This window comes from Mucilaginibacter jinjuensis, assembly GCF_028596025.1.
Classification (GTDB): domain Bacteria; phylum Bacteroidota; class Bacteroidia; order Sphingobacteriales; family Sphingobacteriaceae; genus Mucilaginibacter; species Mucilaginibacter jinjuensis.
Window position 1 is genome coordinate 2,583,693 of sequence record NZ_CP117167.1, and the last position, 19,606, is coordinate 2,603,298.

The window sequence follows — 19,606 nt, forward strand, 5'->3', positions numbered from 1 at the left end:
CAATTACCACGTATATGAACATACTGGAAGTTACTAATTTAAGTAAGGATTTTAACCTGCATATTTTAAACAATAAGCGGATCGAAGCCCTTAAAAATATCAATTTCACCATGCAGGAAGGTGAGATTATCGGGTTAACCGGTAAATCGGGTTCGGGTAAATCGAGTTTGATGAAATGCATCTATCGCACCTACCTGGCTTCGAGCGGTGAGATCATTTACCTATCGCGAGAAGGAGCGATTGACCTGGTAAAAGCCGACGATCACCGCATTATCGATCTGCGTAAAAACGAGATCACATACTGCTCTCAGTTTCTAAGCGTGATACCGCGCGTATCTGCTGTTGATGTGGTTTGCGAAAACCTTTTCCGGGTAGAAAAAGATAAAGACCATGCCCGCAGTCAGGCAAAAATAATGCTGGAGCAACTGGGCCTGCCTTACGAGTTATGGGATGCTTTCCCGGTAACATTTAGCGGTGGCGAGCAGCAGCGTATTAACGTGGCCCGCGCTATCATAGCTAAACCGCGTTTTTTACTCATCGACGAACCTACTGCATCGCTTGATGCTAAAACCAAAGATGTGGTGGTTGATATGATCCTGCAACTGAAAGCCGAAGGTACATCTGTACTGGTGATCTCGCATGACGAGTACACGCTTGAACGCCTATGCGACCGCCGCATCGACTTAAAATTTGGTGAAATAATATCTGAAGAACTGGCTACAAACCAATAAAAATGAACTCATTTATCATTTATAACGCAACGATAATAACACCCAATGAGGTGATTGAGAAAGCCTCTTTACTGGTAGAAGACGGCGTAATTGCAAGTATCGACAGGGCAAATATCCTGTCGGATAACGACTGCGATCTGATTGATGCCCAGGGTGCTATGCTGATGCCCGGCATTATTGATATCCATACCGATGCGCTTGATGCCGAGATCATTCCCCGCCCGGGTGCCGATATCCCGGTGGCTATTGCCTTTCGCGAGTTGGAGCGTAAAATGAGCGGCTGTGGTTTTACTACTGTTTATCATTCCCTGCACATGGGCTATGAGGTTGCCGAACTGCATTCTCGCAGTAAATATACCCGCAGCGAGGTTTTTGATACGGTGCACAGATCATCAATCGGCCAAACATTGTTGAATAATAAGATCCACCTGCGTTATGAGTTATCAGGGGTATATTCTTATGATGCCGTTATTGAGCTGATTGATAAAGGTTACGTATCCATGCTTTCTGTAATGGACCATACTCCCGGCCAGGGCCAATACCCTAAACCTGTATTTATGGCTCAAATGCTGAAACAGGGTAAAACAGAAGAGCAGGCTTTAGAAGAATATGAAGAACGCATATCACGCCCAAAAATAAGCGGCGAAAAGCTGGAAGCCTTAATTCAACATGCGGTTAAAAAAGGTATTGCTGTGGCTTCGCACGATGATGATACGGTTGAAAAAGTAAACCTGATGCATGGCATGGGTGTAAACATCTGCGAGTTCCCGATCAATTTAGAGACTGCAGAACACGCTATTAATCTGGGTATGCACGTAGTTGGCGGCGCATCAAACATATTACGCGGTGGCTCGCTAACCGGCAATGCCAGCATGACTGAAGCCGTTACCAAAGGTGTGGTTGATACTTTGTGTTCAGATTATTATCCACCTGCTATCCTGCACTCTATATTTAAATTGCACCAGCAGGAAGGTTTAACCTTGCCTGATGCTGTAAAACTGGCATCGCTGCACCCAGCCAAAGCCGCAGGTATTGGCAACCAAACAGGTAGCATTGAAGAAGGCAAAGATGCCGATTTGCTGATTGTGCGAATGGTTGATAATATCCCGATGGTTACGCATACCATTGTGCGGGGTAATGTGGTATCGCAAGCTGCGCTTAAGGCACCCGAAGAAAAGTTTCAAACTGCATTTTAATATGATGTACGCAAACGAAGCTAAAATGGTAAGCAATGAAGTGAGGGTACGCGAACTGGCCTTCCATGCTTACAACCAAAGGCAAAACTTCGAAGTTTCGGCCGAAAGGATTATGGAAAGTGCCACTAAAGCCAAACCTGCGGGTAACTTTAGTTTTGATGGACGTAACTGGGTACCCAATGAGTATATGGGTTACGCCGTAGTTTCCATGCTAAATGCCAACCCAGGCAATGAAGAACTATCGAAGTATTTAACAGAGATTCAGGCTTCATTAAATGAAAACCTGCAGCCAGTTAATGGTTTCTATATGCTGCCGCCCGAGAGCTTCCACCAAACCGTAGCTAATACTTTATCTGATGGCCGGTTTAAGGCAAATATCCTTAATGCCGGTATCGAACCTGAGTATCCTGATATGGTGAAAAGTGCTTTCGATAAAATAGCTGTGAGCCGTTTGCAAAACCCCATTAAAATGCGTGCTGCCGGATTAAGCGTTTTTGGTACTGCTATTGGCATGCTTTTTACGTTTGATAACGAGGCCGATTATAACCGCATCCTGCGTTTTAGAGCAGGATTGTATGATGATACAAAACTGGCGGGCCTTGATGTAAAAATGACCCGTCCTATTATCGGGCATATTACGCTGGCTTACATCGAACAAAAGCTCAATAAAAATCAGAAAGAATACCTGGCCACTATTATTAATGAGATTAATGAGGATGTACGGTCTAAAAATAAAAAGAATTACTTCCTGATCTCTAATACAGGTTTGCGCCGTTACGATCATCTGGCCGAGTTTTGTAATGCCGATAACTACCCGGTATATCAATTTACCATCTAATAAACACCTACCTATGAAATACTTTGATAACTATCCGCCCGTAGCAGAACCAAAGCCTGCTCACGTGCTGACTAAGGAGCCTAATATCCACCCAACCTGTAAAATAAAAGACAGTACGGTTGGCGATTATGCTGCCCTTGCCGAAAGCACCGTAATGGTTGAAAGCTCGTTTGGCGATTATAGCTACACTGCAGGCAACGTACATATTATGTATGCCGAAATTGGCAAATACTGCTCAATAGCCATTAACGTGCGCATTAACCCAAGTAACCACCCGCAATGGCGCGTTACCCAGCACCACATGACCTACCGCCGTATTGATTATGGTTTGGATACCGTTGATGATACCGAATTTTTCGACTGGCGCAGGGCAGATAAATGCACCATCGGCCATGATGTTTGGATTGGCCATGCTGCCACCATTATGCCGGGCGTAAACATAGGCACAGGCGCTATAATTGGTAGTGGTGCCGTAGTTACCAAAGATGTTGGCCCTTACGAAATTGCTGTTGGTGTACCTGCCAAAGTAATTAAAAAACGTTTCGACGATGAAACGATCGCTAAACTTCTCGATAGCGAATGGTGGAATTGGGACCGCGAAACCCTCGAAGCCAACTTCAAAGACCTGTTCGATGTACCGACTTTCCTGAACAAATTCAGCAGCGAAAAATCAATATGAAAAACTTTTTGATAATATGTTTATGCCTGGCCCTTGGCTTTGCATTAACCGGTTGTGGAGATAAAACTGCTTTAGATAGCAATGGTGTGCCGAAAACCCTGGTTATTGCCTGTTATAACGGCGGTATCCCAGGTCTGTTTAAAACCAAGCTCGAGCCTACCAGATTGTATCTTGAGAAACAATTGGGCATACCTGTAGAGTTTCAGTTTACTAACGACTATACAGCAGTTATCGAAGCCATCAATGCTAAAAAAGTACACATGGCTTATCTGAGTCCTTTCTCGTACATTTTAGCCTCACAAAAACACAGTATTACCCCGATAGTGGCTATAGGTGCCGATGGCAAGCCTACCATGTACCACAGCATCATTATCACCAATAAAAATACCGGTCTCAAAAATATGGACGATGTTAAGCGCCGTGCAAAATCGCTTAGTCTGTGTTTTGCTGATCCTGCTTCTACATCTGGCCACCTGATACCAGCGGCTTACCTGACTACTATTGGCCTCGATCCGGAGAAAAATTCGTTTAAAGAAACCATGTTTGCAGGCAGCCACCCGGCAACAGTACTCACTGTAAAATCGGGCAAGGTTGATCTGGGCTGTACCACCAGTGAATACGGTGTTGATGTATTGGTGCGGATGAATATGGTAAAAAAAGACGATCTGGTTGTACTGTGGCAATCTGACCCGATAGTGGCCTCGCCAATTGTGGTGCGTAACGACCTGAACCCGGCATTTGCCAAAAAAATACAGGATGCTTATTTAAACATGGCTCAAAAAGATCCTAAGGCATTCCTGTCTTTCATTAAAGTATTTGTTGCCGATCCGGGCAAGCATTCTTACATGCCGGTTAGCGATTCTTTATATAACGGTCTGCGTAAAATAGCCGCGGGTATTAAAAACCTGGCGCTCATCAAACAATAGTAAACCCTTAATTTAAAACAAGATGTTGGAGGTAAGTAATTTAACCAAAGTGCTACCTAACGGGCGTAAAGTGCTGGATGGTATCAGTTTTAAAGTGAAAAAAGGTGAATTTGTAGGCATCCTGGGCCCAAGCGGTGCGGGTAAATCGCTCACCATGCGTTGTTTAAACGGTCTGCTTAAGCCAGATTCGGGTTCGGTGGTATTGACGGATGATCAAGGATTTTCTTCGGATATCTGCCAGATCAAAAAACGTGAATTACGAAAAGTTCGTCAAAAGATAGGTGTTATATTTCAGGGCTATCATCTGGTAAAACGCGCATCTGTACTGGAGAATGTAATGATAGGTCGACTGGGGCAGATCAGTACCTTCCGCAGCCTGTTTTATGGCTTTACAGATAAGGAAGCCGAAGAAGCTGTTAAAGCTTTGGAACAGGTAAAAATGGATCACCTGTCTGGCACAACAACCTCGGGTTTAAGCGGCGGCGAAATGCAGCGTGTGGCTATTGCACGGGCTATATTTCAATCACCGGCTTTATTGCTGGCCGATGAGCCGATCTCGAACCTCGATCCAAGCAATGCCAAGGTAATTATGAAGCTGATCCGCCCGCTTTCAGAAAATATCCCGGTGGTAGGCGTTTTTCATCAACCCGAAATGACGGCCAAATATTGCACCCGCGTAATTGCCATTAAAGACGGTAAAATTATTTACGACGGCGACCCCAAGTTAACCAACGACCAGCTGGTTGAGATTTACGGCGAAGAGCTGCACCAGATGGAGCAGCACGAGCAACCTATATTAGCCACCAACTAAACCTACAATGACTATTAACGATTTTAGTCCGAAAAGGTATTACAAGTTAGTATTACCTACGGTTGGCTTGCTCGCGCTTATTAAATTAACGGCCTGGGTATGTGGTGCAGGGTTCGATAAACTGGGCAAAGGGTTGCTGCAAGGCATCTCCTTTGTTAAAATTATGTTCCCGCCAGATTGGAGCGCGTTTCCCGAAATGCTGGAACCCGCCTTGCAATCAATCGCCATTGCTTTTATTGCTACTGTTTTGGGTACGTTGCTGGCTGTGGTTTTTGCTATAGCCGCGGCATCTAATCTTACAAATCCTATAGTTCGTAACATAACCCGGTTTTTGATTGGGTTAGAGCGTTCATTACCAGAGATCATTATCCTGCTGATACTCATTGCCGGTTATGGTCTGGGCGTATTCTCGGGGATAGTAGCCTTGTCGTTAGGTTGTATCGGTATGCTGGGGAAACTGCTTGGTGATGTGATTGAAGAGATTGACCATACCATGATAGAATCTTTAGAAGCCGTAGGTGCCAATAAATTGCAGGTGATCTGGTTTGGCGTAATCCCGCAAATTGTACCCAATTTGGTTTCCCTGGTGCTGTTTCGGTTCGAAATAAACATCAGGTTATCCATAATTCTTGGAGCCGTAGGGGCAGGGGGGATTGGCTATGAACTGGATACCTCATTCGGGCTGCTCCAATTTCATCGTGGACTAACGGCGGTGCTGATAATCCTTGTGATGGTGGTTGGAGCCGAGCAATTATCTCAATTCATCAGAAATAAAATTAAGCTGAAAGGAGCCTTAAAATGAACGCGCAATTAACTTTACCATCGGCAAAGTACAAGCAAAAGGTTGGTTATTTTACAGCGAGCCTGTTTGTTACCGTTGCTGTTTGTATCTACCTCAAATATAACCCGTTTTTAATATTTGCCGATTTTACGCCCATACAAAGGTTATTGGGCGAAATGCTGCCGCCAAATTTTAGCCTGCTTTGGCAGCCTACTATCGGCAAGGCTATTGCACAAACCGCATCAATGGCTTTCCTGGCTACTTTTTATGGGTGCTTAATAGCCTTTATACTGGCTTTTTTAACGGCGGCCAATACCATGCCTTTGAAATTCATCAGGTTAATTGTTGGCGGGTTTTTATCGTTGCTGCGTATTGTGCCCCCATTGGTGTGTATCTTAATTTTTATCATCGCTGTTGGCCTCGGTGCCTTTAGCGGGATGCTGGCGCTGATTGTGATTACCGTTGGTATGTTCGGCAGGCTGTTTACCGATATTATTGAGAACACCGACCATAGCGCAGCCGATGCCATTTACTCGGTAGGTGCATCGCGTTTGCAGGTGATACGTTACGCCATACTGCCGCAAATTATCCCTTCGTTTATTGCCAATTGTTTGTATGCTTTTGATGTTAACATCCGCGTAGCGATAAGCCTGGGCATTTTTGGCGGAGGTGGGATAGGGTATGAATTGTATATGGCTATGCAGGTATTGCATTACCAGGATGCCTTTGCTTTAATATGCCTCATTATCATTATGATAGTGTTGATAGAAAAGGCTTCGGACTATTTCCGCACAATGATTTTGGGTAAAGAAAAGTTACGATAAGCAACCAAATACTAAAGCTATTCTTATTAAGCCCTAATGCATGGCTAACAATTGAAGGATAGTTTTACTGAATCAAATAATGCCTATACCCCAATGACTACGCACCTGCTAACCAATGCCCATATTGTTACCGCAACTGATAATTTCATGGGTTCGGTAGAAATTCAGGACGGAATTATTACTGCGATTGAGAAGGGAAAAACTTATGTTTCAGGAATAGATGTTAAAGGCAAATGGTTGATTCCCGGTTGTATCGACATTCATACCGATTACCTGGAACGCGAACTTTACCCACGCCCAAGTGCGGCATTTCCGTTGCCTTTTGCTATGCATTATTTAGATGCACGCGCGGCAAGTTGCGGTATAACAACGGTGTTTAGCGCCATTAGTTTCTCAGATAACCAAGCCAAGAACCGCAGTTTCGACGAAGCGATGGAGCTGGCGCAACAGATAGATGCAGCCCGTAACTCGATGCTGGTAAGGCATTACCTGCATGCACGCATCGACCCAAATACCGATACGATATTCAAATACCTGGATGCCATGACTAAGCTGGAAAGCCTTTACATGGTGATCTATAATGATCAAATCCCCGGTCAGCGCCAATTTACGATTGAGCAGCATATAGAAACGTGGTCGAAAGGCCTTAAAATTACTGCCGAAGAAGCAGCGAAAATGCTGGCTGAACAGGCAGAAAAGTTGAGCGCTGTTAACAACCGCGGTGCTATTGAGGAAGCGTTCAAAAACAAATGCATTTTGGGTAGCCATGATGATACCACGGTTGAACATGTGATAGAGGGCAAGGCATTCGGCGCAACACTGTCTGAAATGCCAACCACGATGGAAGCAGCCCGTAAAGCCAAAGAACTGGGTCTATGGGTTTGCCTTGGTGCGCCAAATTATTACAGGGGAGGTTCGCATTGCGGAAATTTATCAAGTCTGGATGCTTTGAACGAAGATCTGGTTGATATTTTTTGCAGCGATTACCATTTCCCAACTATGCTGGGCAGCTTGGTTAAAATGATTGAGAGCGGCATGGAGCCGAGCAAGGCTGTAAACATGATGACGCTAAACCCGGCACGTTTATTAAAATTTGATAAAGAAATAGGCAGCATTGAGATTGGCAAAAAAGCCGACCTGGTGGTGTTTGATAGTAAAAATGCCTTGGCCGCAGTTTCGTTAGTACTGGTTGATGGCATTATAAAATACCGCGCTGATTATGAGGCGCAAATAAACCCGCTTGCAACTGAGGTTGTTGAAGAATCGCAATTGCGGGAATTATACAAATAGTACATGAAAATTGGTATCATAGGCGATATCCACGAGGATATTGTTTCTTTAAAAAAGGCGTTCCAATTGTTGGAGCAGGCGGGGTGTACCGAGGTAATATGCCTTGGCGATATTGTTGGTTTTAAAGTAACCACCTATAATTACCTTGATACCCGCAATGCACACGAGTGTATTGCCATGATAAGGGCTAATTGCAGCACAACTGTAATTGGCAATAATGATCTGTTCCAGGTGAGGAAGAACCCCGAGTATCACCCGGGCGGGTTTGAGTTTCCGGATAACTGGTACGATCTCGATTTTTTTGAGCGTAAACAATCAGGCGGCGATAAGGTGTTTTTGTATGAGGATGTACAACTGCCGGCCTTGATAACCAAAGCAGATACGGCCTGGCTGGAGTCGTTGCCTGAGTATACTACCCGCACATTCGGCGATAAAAATATTTTCTTCTCGCACTTCGCTTATCCTGATATGACGGGTATGAAAACCTGTTTCCCCAAAATGGCTGAAGACTATCATGAGCATCTGCAATTTATTGCAAAGAATAATAGCAGCATCGGCTTTTCTGGTCACATGCACTTCGAAGGGGTAAGTATTTGTGATGTAAATAATATTTCGAGAAATAATTTTGGTAAATATTATTTAGAAGATAAGCTGCAGTGGCTTTATGGCCCTTGTTTAGCCCGTTGCTCGTTCACAAATGGCTTGCTTATTTTTGATCCGGAAGTGCTGGAGGTAGAAGCATTGACTATTTCCTGATTAGTATATTTTGTTAGCGAAATATTAGTAAAGTGTGAGTTTTTTATTGCTTTTGAGTGTTTTTGCTTTTGTTCTTTCTCCACAATTTACGCCGTGTAAATTGTTTTTTCTCATAGTTGGGCGGCGCAACTAACGCACTGTTCCCAAAAAAAGTTTTTGGTGTTAAAATCTCCATTTAACCAAAAATTACAAAATTTCTCTATTGCTATTATTGTGCTATAATATTAACAATATCTAAATAATACACGCGCTTTGTTATGATAAGGTAAAGTATTGTTATTGAATAATACGCATTTTCTTAACAAGTGCCGGGTAGTTTTGCCACAAAAAGTTAATACATGAAACAAGTTTTACCAAAGTTAAAATGGCTGTTGATGTGCATCGTAATAACGATGGCATGCGGCAATCTTTATGCCCAGAATGTGATCAGGGGTATCATTACTGATGAAAACAATCAGCCGATGCCCGGGGTAAGTGTTTTGCTTAACAGCGCACGCCAGGGTACCACAACCAATGATGGTGGTAGGTTTACCATTTCTGCTCAAAAGGGTCAAACATTAACAGTTAAGTTTTTAGGCTACAAAGAACAAGAGATTGTGATTGGTGCCGAAAATACCTTAGCGATCCAAATGAAGCCGGAAGGCAAAAACTTAAACGAGGTTGTAGTAACTGCGTTAGGTGTTAAAAAAGAAGTAAAGAAATTAGGTTACTCACAATCGCAAATTAAAGGCGATGAGTTAACTACAGCACGTGATGTTAACCCGCTTAACTCAATGGCCGGTAAAGTTGCCGGTTTAAACATTGGTGCCAATGCCGAGTTTGGTGGCGCGCCAACTGTTGTTTTACGTGGTAGCAAAGACATCCTTTACGTAGTTGATGGTGAGCCGGTAAACTCGGACACTTATGACTACAATGCAGATGACGTAGATACCTACACTGTATTAAAAGGCCCTAACGCTGCGGCACTTTACGGTTTCAGAGGTATTAACGGTGCTATCGTTATTACTACTAAAAAAGGAACTAAAGACAAAAAAGGCTGGCAAGTTGATTTCAACAGCACCAACGAAGCTGAAAAAGGCTTTATTGTAATGCCAAAAAGCCAGACCGAATACGGACGTGGTACCAACTTTGGTTATACTTACGGTAACGTATTATATGATAACACACAACGTTTACCAGAATGGGGTCCACGTTTTGATGGTATCTTCCAAACTCAACAGTATGATAGCCCTTATGATCCAACAACAGGCATCAGACAAAAAACACCTTGGTTAGCCCGTGGTGCAAACAACTTCGATAACTTCGTACAAACAGGTTATACTTCAACAAATACCTTATCGTTAGGAGCCAGCGGATCAAACTATGATATCCATACTTCTTATGGCCACACTTTCCAACAAGGTGATTTCCCTAACACTAAGTATAACATCGATAACTTTAAATTAGCTGCTGGTTACGATATCACTCCTAAATTACGTATGGATGCTGATATCAACCTGAACGAGCAATACTCTCCAAACATTCCTGATGTTGACTATAGCCCGCAAAGTTATGTTTACATGTTTAAGGTTTACGGTTCGGCAGATTATGACGTTCGCAGCATGAAAAACTACTATCAGGGCCCACAAGGTGTACCGGGTTTAACACAATATTCTGCAGAATATGGTCGTTTGAACAACCCTTACTTCGTGGCTGATAAATGGTTAAAAGGCAGAACTAAACAAACCATCAACGGTTCGTTAAAACTGACTTACAAATTTACTCCTGATTTAAATTTATTTGTACGTACATCGTTAAATACTTATAACGAAACTAATACAGAAGATGTACCGGCAAGTGCCAACTTAAATACCTATTTACCATGGTATACTTTTGGCTGGTATGGTGATTACAGACAAGATCAGCGTAACCTGTTAGAGAACAATACAGACGCGATCCTGAACTATAACCACAAGTTTGGTAACTGGGATATTACTGCTTTAGCAGGTGCTAATGAGCGTTCATTTACTTACAGCTCTGATTATGCTACCACTCAGGGTTTAGCTACTCCGGGTGTATATAACCTGGCTAACTCTGCAGCTAAGCCTTATGCTTACAACTTCGATTCAAAAATGCAGGTAAACAGTGCTTTCTACTCATTTGATATCGGGTACAAAAACTACTTTACCTTAAGTACTACCGGTCGTGTGGATCACCTTTCTACATTGCCTGATGGTAACAATACTTTCTTTTACCCATCTGTATCTTTAAGCAGCGTGGTTGGCGATTACATCAAATTGCCTGAGTTTATCTCTTTCTTAAAAGTACGTGGTTCATTTGCCGATGTTAAAGGTGGTTTAACTTCACCTACTATTGGTACAGCTTATAACGCTTTAAACTCAACAGCATTAGGTACAGGTTGGAACTCTAAACCGGTAACCGGCTTATTGGGTTATGGTACTGAGCTTTATACACCATATAACGGCCCTACATATATCAACGAGTCGCCATCTGCACCGGCTACTTATTATAATGGTACTTCTTCTGTATCGTTATCAAATACTATTGCAAACCCTAACATTAAACCATACAGCGTAAAATCATACGAGGCTGGTTTTGATGCTAAGTTTTTACAAAACAGATTGGGCTTAAACGCTACTTACTTTACAACTACCAACGGTCCTAACATTTTCCAATTAGGTGTACCAACTTCAACCGGTGATCTTTACCAGTTGATCAATGGTGTAACTACTGAGAAAAAAGGTATCGAGATTGAGTTGATGGGTTCTGTAATAAAAAATCCTGACGGCTTAAACTGGGATGTTAACGTTAACTACTCAACCTACAAAGAAACGCTGAAATCAATTGATGGCACGCAGCAAGTATTACAACAAAACGGCCATAACTACACCATTGGCGAAAGACTTGATGATATTTACGGTACCAAATTTGTAAGAGACGGTAACGGTAATATCGTTAACAGCGGTGGTTTGCCAATGACATCGCCAGGTGGTATTAATAACAATGGTTTCTTAGGCCATGCCAACCCTGATTTCTCTTTTGGTATCACCAACACGTTCAGATACAAAAACTTCTCATTAAGCTTCCAGTTTGATGGCCGTATAGGTGGTAAAATCTATGACAGAACTTACTACCAGGCAATGAATGGTGGTACAGATCTTGAAACTGCTACAGGCGCTTACGGTGCTGCACGTTTAGCAGAGTGGAACAGTACTGCCGAAGGTACAAAGTCAGCTACTCCATCATACATTGGCCCGGGTGTTTACATTACAAGCGGTACGCCAGTGTTTGTTAACGGACAGATTGCTAACTTAAGCCAGTTAACTTTCGCTAAAAACGTTACCCCTCAAACCGTTCAGTCATATATCTCAAGCGGTATTGCTGGTAGCTTTGATGAGTATTACATGATCAGCCGTTCTTACGCTAAATTACGTGAGGCATCATTTGGTTATTCATTACCATCAAAATACCTGAATGGTACATTTATCAGAAAAGCAACTTTCTCACTTGTTGGTCGTAACTTATTATACTTCGCCGCTCGTAAAGACATTGACCTTGATCAATATGCTTCTGGTTACAATGCATCAGACCGTACCATCGTAGGTACCAATGGTGGTAGCGACCTGGAAAGCCCAACTGCACGTCGTTACGGTTTCAACATCCATTTAACATTCTAATTGATCATCAATTACAAAAAATATTATGAAAATAAGATCATACATTATTCCATTTGCCTTAGCCATTACAGGCATGGTATCTTTCACCGGCTGTCAGAAGGGCGATCTGATAGATAACCCCAACGTATCGGGTGCATCTGCACTTGTGCCAACTCCTTTATTGCTTAACGCACTTACTTCTACTTTAATACGCCAGAGTGAGTTGCCTTGGGGTTCTGCAGCAGTTGCCGAACAATATGTAGTTTCTAACTATTCATATTACAGGGGCTCTAACAGCTATAACTTTGGTAACACTACAGATAGCTATGATATCCTTAAGTATGCCCTTAAATTGCAACAACAAGCAATTGCACAACAGGCTAACTCAACTAACAAATATTATGCACTTGCCCAGTTTTTTAAAGCTTATGCAGGTATCTGGTTAACTCAGCGTGTAGGTGATATCCCGTTTTCACAAGCAGGAGATCCAAACAATTTAACGCCTAAGTATGATACCCAGCACGATGTTTATAAGAGTGCACTTGCTATGCTGGATAATGCCAATACTTTAATCGGCAATTTAATTACAGCAACCCCTGCACTGGCAAACACAGCAATTGATGCTGGTGATATCTTCGGGCTTACTTACCTGCAATGGCAAAAAGTTATTAATACTTACCGTTTACGCGTATTAATCAGCTTAAGCAAACGTGCTACAGACAATGCAGACCTGCAAATTACACAACAGTTTGCAACCATCATCGGTAACCCAACACAGTACCCGATCATGACGTCTAACAGCGATAACCTGATCCTGAAATCTACTACTGTATCTCGTTATTCTATTTTCTCATTAAACTACAACCCGTACAATAACTTTGCTAACATCGGTGCATCTTACTTAAACATCACCACTGCAAATTTAGATCCGCGTACTTATTTGTCGGCAACACCAGCTCCTATACAGATAGTTAACGGCAAATCGGTTAGCGACTTTACAGCTTACGTAGGTTCTGATCCAAACTTATCACAAGGTACATTACTAAGTAATTCAAGTGCGGGTAGCCCTACTAACAGCCAGGGTGCATATTCATTTGCAAACTTTAACCGTTATTATACTTCTAACATTGGTGCTAACGCAGAGCCGTTTGTATTTATCGGTTACCCTGAGTTATGCTTTAACATTGCAGAAGCTGCTAACAGAGGTTGGATAACCGCTAGTGCCGCTACATGGTACAACAATGGTATCACTGCTTCATTTGGTGTAGATGCATTAACCAATGGCCAAACCATTACAATTGGCGATTTAGCTGGTAAAACGTTAGGTACTGCGGTTGCAAATATTCCACAGTTTACAGCTAAAGTTGCTTACTCTGCAAATCCTGCAACAGGCTTAAATCAAATCTTAACACAGAAATATGTGGCTATGTTTAACAACTCTGGTTGGGAAGCATTTTACACTTACCTGCGTACCGGCGTGCCTGCTTTATTACAAGGCGGCCCTGGTATTGGTACACCTAACAGCGCAATACCACGCCGTTGGATATATCCTGCATCAGAAAGTGCTTATAACTCTGCTAATTATAAAGCTGCGTTATCATCACAATATGGTGGTTCTGATGATCCGACCAAAGATATGTGGTTGTATAAATAAGATTTTTCAGTTCAATTTTTTATACCAACAGGGGCTGCGCGATGCGGCTCCTGTTTTTTAATTAAATACAAAAATGAAAAAGAATATATTATTGTTGATGCTTGCAACGTCGTTTAGTTACGCCGGGTTTGCACAGGTTGCAGATAGTACACAACGCCATATAGTATTACAAGGTGCGGCTAACTTTAGGGATTTGGGTGGTTACAAAACCAAAGATGGCCGTGAAGTTAAGTGGGGCAAGGTTTATCGCAGTGCCGATATCAGCAAACTTACTGATGCCGATTTACAGGTATTGAAAGACAAGCACATTGCTACCGATGTTGATTTCCGTGGTCACCAGGAATCTGCAGCTGCGCCGGATAGGATGAACCCTAATACCGATTACATCCTTTGCCCTGCCGGCAGCGATAGCCTGAATAACTCGATGATGAAAGGTATGATGGGACACAAAGCCAATGGCGATTCGCTGATTACTTCTTTCTATATCAACACCAAATATCTGAAAGACCGCTATAAGCCTTTTTTTGATAAACTGATTAATTTACCGGATGACCAAAGCCTGCTGTTCCATTGCACTGCCGGTAAAGACCGTACCGGCATCGGCGCTGCTTTGTTTTTATACAGCTTAGGCGTACCCTACAATACCATTGTTGATGATTATACTGCAACCAACTATTATCGTAAAGACGAAAATGTTAAAGCAATTGCAGGTATGACTAAAATGATGAACATTAACCCTGATGCTGCTAAAGCAATGATGTCTGCCAAGAAGGAATATTTAGACGCTACCTTTGCTGCCATTAAGCAACAATATGGTTCGGTTGATAACTTTTTGAGAACACAAATTGGTTTAACCAACCAGGATTACAAAACATTGAAAGCAAAATATTTGCAATAGCTTATAATACCCATCCCGGACGGGCTTGCTCGTCCGGGTTTTTATACCATAACATGTCCAATCAATTTATAGTTAGAGACGCTATTACCGAAGACGTTTCGCAATTAAGTACTTTAATTACCCAATTGGGTTACCCATGCACGGGAGAGGAAGTACAAATCCGCTTTGATAGCGTTAGTCAAAACTCCGATTACCGTACCCTGGTAATTATCGATGGCAATGCCGTAATTGGTATGGCCGGTTTGGTAAAAGGCTTTTGGTACGAAAAGAATGGCACTTATGTACGCATCCTCGCTTTTGTAGTGAACGAAGAATACCGCGGCCAGGGCGTAGGCAAGCAACTGATAAAATCAGTTGAAGATTGGGCCGTAGAACTGGGCTGCAACGCTGTAATACTAAGCAGCGGCAACCGCGACGAAAGGATAGGAGCCCACCACTTTTACAAGGGATTGGGCTACGAGATCAAATCGTCGGGGTTTATTAAGCAGCTTTAAACAATTACCCGACCCATTAATGGGTCGCTATAACCTGGTTTGCCGGTTTCAATACGGCCGGCATACCTTTTCTCGAAGCCATTTACACCATCAACCTTAATGCTGAAATCATACCATCCGTGATTTTTGGCCAGTTCTATAACAAAAGTTGATTGTGATGCAGATGTTCCCGAAGCGGTTAATACTTTCTTTCTTGTTCCGCTTTTATAGGCATTGTCTACCAATGTAACCGTTTGAGGCTGGTTACCAGTATTGTTGATCTTCAAGGCAATATTACCTGTCAATAATTTCTTATTGAGCATATTGCGCTGGTACTCAAAGCCGGTTTCAATGGCAGGGTCTGCATGGTTACCTTTAAACTCGCGGTAGAAGCCATTCGGCCCATAAACCCGGAGGTGATAATGCTGATCTTCAAAAGATTGTACCGGCCATACATCAGCAAGTGTATCACCAGCTTTTACACCGTACGACCAGCTTCTTAACGGATCAAACTGCGCAGCATCTTTAAAGCTCTGGTAATTGCCGATTGCATACACATTAAACGGGGAACCAACAGCATTTTTGCCAAACAGTTCATCTCCTGATTGGAAAGTAATTTCAAATGCCGATTTATCTGCGTTTAACTTACCATCAACATAAAGCTGATAAGGCAGTGCGCATGACGGCCTGATCCCTTTTTCCTGTTGCGGCAAATAAGGAGATAAGTGCGGGTGCTGGTTGATCTCAGTAATCTCTTCCTTCGAGAGCAATTTATAATTGTTAGGCAGCTTCTTGAACTTAGCTTTATGGATACCCTCCAGAAACGCATCCTTCACCACAAATGGAGGCACGCTGATGGTATCGCTATGATAAGGACGGAATGCTGATGTCAAATCGCCGCAAACAGTACGTCGCCAGTCTGATATATTGGGTTCGGTTACTTTATTACCTGTTTTATTCGACAGAAATTTCTCGAGGAATTGCAGGGTAGAAGTATGGTCGAATACTTCTGAGTTTACCCAGCCGCCTTTACTCCAGGGGGAGGCAATCACCATCGGCACACGGAAACCTAAGCCTATCGAACATTCGCGGTCGTATTTCTCCGGGAAATCCTTCCGGGCCAGTTCCTGGTCGAGGGTTACAAATTCTACACGGGTATCAATACCTTCTGAAACCTTACCCGTGCCCGGTTTATGCGAGTGAGGTGCAACAAACGGCGGCACGTGATCGAAATAACCATCATTCTCATCATAAGTGAGTATAAAAATGGTTTTCTTCCAAACCTCCGGGTTCTGTGTCAGTATATCCAGTACTTCCGATACGTACCAGGCACCATACCAGGGCGCGGTAGGATGGTCGGAGAAACTCTCGGGTGCCGAAAGCCATGATACCGTAGGCAAATTGCCCGATTTTACATCTTCCCTAAACTGATGCAGTACATCACCTTTAGGTGCTTGCATCGTGCGTTTCTGGCCTGCATCTTCGTAATGCAGTTCTGCTAACTGGTGGTAGTAAGGGTCATTGCTATTGGTGATAAATGCTTTTTGATGGATGCTTTTTTCACGGGCAGTCAGACTGTCGAAAGGTTTACGGTCAGCATTCTCGAGCCTGGTTTTAACATCTTTTAGTTCATCCTGCTTGGCCTGCAAAACCTTTTTAAATGGAGCGGCCATATCATCTGTCGAAGCAGCTATTTGTTTTTCTACAACAGCTATTTCATCAGGCAAAGCTTTCGATCGTTTTTTCAATTGATCTAAATGTTTTTGATGCAAATGGATATTATACTGACCGAAAAACTCAAGCGGGTTATCCTGAAAGTTAGATAACCACGGATCCTGTTCGCCCTGGAAACCCACATCGATACTCATCTCATTCTGATAGCATTTCCAGGAAATGTTATGATCTTCCAAACGCTCGGGGAAGGTTGCCCAGTTGAGTGTGCCATAATCCATATCATCATTCCACACGTGTGCACGTGAGTTTTCATTTTGCTCTTCGCGTACGGTACCGGTCCAATAATATAGTCGATTGGGATTAGTGCCGGTTAACGATGAACAGAAGTGCTGATCGCATACCGTAAAAGCATCGGCAAAGGCGTAATAAAAAGGTACATCTTCGCGGGTATGATAGCCCAGTGTTAAAGGCATGTGGCTGTATTCTTTGGTACTCGAATGCTTTTCGTCCAGCCATTTATCGTGCTTGCCATCATTGTGGGCATTTACCTGATTGGCCCATGAATGGGGCAATGAGTGCATCCAGGTAGCTTTAGTATTCTTAATGTCGAGGTGGAAAGGCGCATAAGTTTCGCCCTCTTTGTTGCTTTGCAGCCAAACCGGGTTCCGGTTAGCCAGTTGAATAGCACGAGGGTCGTTATAACCGCGTACACCACGCAAAGTACCAAAACAATGATCGAATGAGCGGTTTTCCTGCATTAGTAAAACCACATGCTCGGCATCCATAAAAGTACTGCCTTCGGCTGCATTAATGGCCATTGCTTTGGCTATAGAGGCGGGTAAGGTACCGGTTAATCCTGCTGCGCCGGCCAGTAATGATGCTTTCTTTAAAAAGTCTCTTCTGCTATCCATCGTGGTTGTAATATCGGAAATTATTGCTGCAGGTTTACCTGCAAAACATCTATTGCTTTGGTCTTTTTGCTGTTGGCGCTCTGCATAAAATACAGGAGCGACAGTACGGTACTGATACTCCCAACAAGGGCAACAATCATGGTTCCCTTGTTAAAAAACGCCAGCCAGCTGATGGCACCACCGTTTAATTCTTTGATCAATAAAACGCTTACGCTGCCTAAATAAGCAATGGCATCGGCCACATAAACTACAAAGCCAACATTACTTTTATATTTAAATACGGCTATTAAACGCTCAAAAAACACCGCGTTGTAAGGGACATAACCAAGGTAAAGGCCAAGCCCGGCCATCGTCATCCAGGCTACGGGGCCAATTAAATGCAGGTTAAACAAAATAGTGCCGCCGCCTACTAACAAGTAGCCGCCGATAATTAAAAAATGGATAACGCTAAAGGCAAACAAGTTTTTGCGGATAAGGATCAGCAAACTCAGAATTATCAATACGATGACAGAAATCAATGAATCGATACTGGCATAGATAGAAGTGGTTTTAATGCCCATACCCGCCCATATCTCTACCTCGAAATTATCACGTACATCGCGCATTACCGTCAGCAAAATATAACTGATCACCGTCAGGATAATACCGGGTAAAAAACGCAGGATAAAACGTTTGCGATCGGCGCTGTTCATCGGCACACGCTCGGCGCGGAGCAGTTTATCCTCATCATTTGGTGGTGGTAGCAGCTCAAGGCAAAAAATGAAAAGAAGTAGAGGTATCGCAAATACAGCGCCTGTGGCAAAAGGCATGTGGTATTCATTGATATGAAATACGCTCATTAACGTACGCCCAACTGTTTTCACAAAACCCGATGCAAATATTAAACTGATACACATTACCGCGGCCATAAACTCGGTTGCGCGCCTGCCTTCGATATAGCCGAAGATCAGTCCCCAGATCATCCCCAGCGGTAAACCGTTAACAAACAGAAATATAATATTGTAAGGGGCCGGAACCAACGCAAAACCCAGCAAAGCCAACCAAGAAACACCGATGAACAACAGAATGCTTCTGGCCCGGTTGCCATGCGTTACCTCGGCAATAAAACGAATGCCATAAAACTTGCTAAGCGTATACCCAATAATTTGCGCTATAACCAGCCACACTTTATAATCAACATGCAAATACTGGTGCCCGGTATATGTACCTGCCGTAAATGCCTTACGGAACGAGTACATACAGGTATAAGCCCCAAATGCCGAAACACCAGCCATTACAGACAGCACTGCATAAGGCCATGTGGCCACTCTTGCCCTTAATTTATCTTTTAATGTCATTTGCTTTAGTCTGATTAGCAGGTGTTTAATTGTTGCTATACAGTTAAATCAATGATAAGCCAGTATTATAAATACCAAACCAACCGCAGGTTAAGCTTAAATTAAGGATGAAAAGAAACCCTTGCGTAATATGAATTTAATGTGAGGGGGAAAGCATCTCTCCTTGGGGAA

Annotated in this window: 16 protein-coding genes; 14 read left to right on the forward strand and 2 right to left on the reverse strand. The window is 43.0% G+C overall.

The window, feature by feature from the left end; genetic code table 11:
* The first annotated feature begins 14 nt into the window (after positions 1-14).
* From PQO05_RS11765 to PQO05_RS11830, 14 genes are all read left to right on the forward strand, one after another.
* Positions 15-731 (forward strand): phosphonate C-P lyase system protein PhnL, encoded by a 717-nt coding sequence (locus PQO05_RS11765; protein WP_273633108.1) that lies wholly within the window; start codon positions 15-17, stop codon positions 729-731.
* A gap of 2 nt (positions 732-733) precedes the next feature.
* Positions 734-1,927 carry an alpha-D-ribose 1-methylphosphonate 5-triphosphate diphosphatase gene (locus tag PQO05_RS11770; protein ID WP_273633109.1) on the forward strand — a complete coding sequence of 398 codons (1,194 nt, stop codon included), beginning with the start codon at positions 734-736 and terminating at the stop codon, positions 1,925-1,927.
* A 1-nt stretch (position 1,928) separates the two neighbouring features.
* Positions 1,929-2,765, forward strand: coding sequence for a DUF1868 domain-containing protein (locus PQO05_RS11775; protein WP_273633110.1), 837 nt, complete (start codon positions 1,929-1,931; stop codon positions 2,763-2,765).
* 13 nt (positions 2,766-2,778) lie between these two features.
* Positions 2,779-3,444 (forward strand): LbetaH domain-containing protein, encoded by a 666-nt coding sequence (locus PQO05_RS11780; RefSeq protein ID WP_273633111.1) that lies wholly within the window; start codon positions 2,779-2,781, stop codon positions 3,442-3,444.
* Complete coding sequence (locus PQO05_RS11785; protein WP_273633112.1) at positions 3,441-4,370, forward strand: phosphate/phosphite/phosphonate ABC transporter substrate-binding protein; 930 nt, start codon at positions 3,441-3,443, stop codon at positions 4,368-4,370. The genes PQO05_RS11780 and PQO05_RS11785 overlap by 4 nt, the downstream gene beginning before the upstream one ends.
* Before the next feature lie 22 nt (positions 4,371-4,392).
* Positions 4,393-5,181, forward strand: a complete 789-nt coding sequence (locus PQO05_RS11790; protein ID WP_273633113.1) for a phosphonate ABC transporter ATP-binding protein — start codon at positions 4,393-4,395, stop codon at positions 5,179-5,181.
* A gap of 7 nt (positions 5,182-5,188) precedes the next feature.
* Entirely contained in the window at positions 5,189-5,983 is a 795-nt protein-coding gene (gene phnE, locus PQO05_RS11795) for a phosphonate ABC transporter, permease protein PhnE (RefSeq protein ID WP_273633114.1), read from the forward strand.
* Positions 5,980-6,786: a phosphonate ABC transporter, permease protein PhnE gene (phnE, locus tag PQO05_RS11800; protein WP_273633115.1), complete on the forward strand. Its 807-nt coding sequence runs from the start codon at positions 5,980-5,982 to the stop codon at positions 6,784-6,786. The genes phnE (PQO05_RS11795) and phnE (PQO05_RS11800) overlap by 4 nt, the downstream gene beginning before the upstream one ends.
* Before the next feature lie 93 nt (positions 6,787-6,879).
* The gene (locus tag PQO05_RS11805) at positions 6,880-8,076 is read left to right on the forward strand and encodes an alpha-D-ribose 1-methylphosphonate 5-triphosphate diphosphatase (RefSeq protein ID WP_273633116.1); all 1,197 of its coding nucleotides are present in this window, start codon (positions 6,880-6,882) and stop codon (positions 8,074-8,076) included.
* A gap of 3 nt (positions 8,077-8,079) precedes the next feature.
* On the forward strand, positions 8,080-8,832 hold the full coding sequence (locus PQO05_RS11810) for a metallophosphoesterase family protein (RefSeq protein WP_273633117.1): 753 nt from the start codon (positions 8,080-8,082) through the stop codon (positions 8,830-8,832).
* A gap of 338 nt (positions 8,833-9,170) precedes the next feature.
* Positions 9,171-12,509 (forward strand): SusC/RagA family TonB-linked outer membrane protein, encoded by a 3,339-nt coding sequence (locus PQO05_RS11815; protein ID WP_273633118.1) that lies wholly within the window; start codon positions 9,171-9,173, stop codon positions 12,507-12,509.
* 25 nt (positions 12,510-12,534) lie between these two features.
* Positions 12,535-14,142, forward strand: a complete 1,608-nt coding sequence (locus tag PQO05_RS11820; protein WP_273633119.1) for a SusD/RagB family nutrient-binding outer membrane lipoprotein — start codon at positions 12,535-12,537, stop codon at positions 14,140-14,142.
* A 73-nt stretch (positions 14,143-14,215) separates the two neighbouring features.
* Positions 14,216-15,040: a tyrosine-protein phosphatase gene (locus PQO05_RS11825; RefSeq protein WP_273633120.1), complete on the forward strand. Its 825-nt coding sequence runs from the start codon at positions 14,216-14,218 to the stop codon at positions 15,038-15,040.
* Between the two features lie 53 nt (positions 15,041-15,093).
* Positions 15,094-15,534, forward strand: coding sequence for a GNAT family N-acetyltransferase (locus PQO05_RS11830; RefSeq protein ID WP_273633121.1), 441 nt, complete (start codon positions 15,094-15,096; stop codon positions 15,532-15,534).
* Here the strand turns inward: PQO05_RS11830 and PQO05_RS11835 are convergent.
* Together PQO05_RS11835 and PQO05_RS11840 are read right to left on the reverse strand one after the other, a co-directional pair.
* Positions 15,531-18,098 (reverse strand): phosphocholine-specific phospholipase C, encoded by a 2,568-nt coding sequence (locus PQO05_RS11835; RefSeq protein WP_273633122.1) that lies wholly within the window; start codon positions 18,096-18,098, stop codon positions 15,531-15,533. The genes PQO05_RS11830 and PQO05_RS11835 overlap by 4 nt on opposite strands.
* A gap of 20 nt (positions 18,099-18,118) precedes the next feature.
* Positions 18,119-19,435, reverse strand: a complete 1,317-nt coding sequence (locus PQO05_RS11840; RefSeq protein ID WP_273633123.1) for a DUF5690 family protein — start codon at positions 19,433-19,435, stop codon at positions 18,119-18,121.
* Positions 19,436-19,606 lie beyond the last annotated feature (171 nt).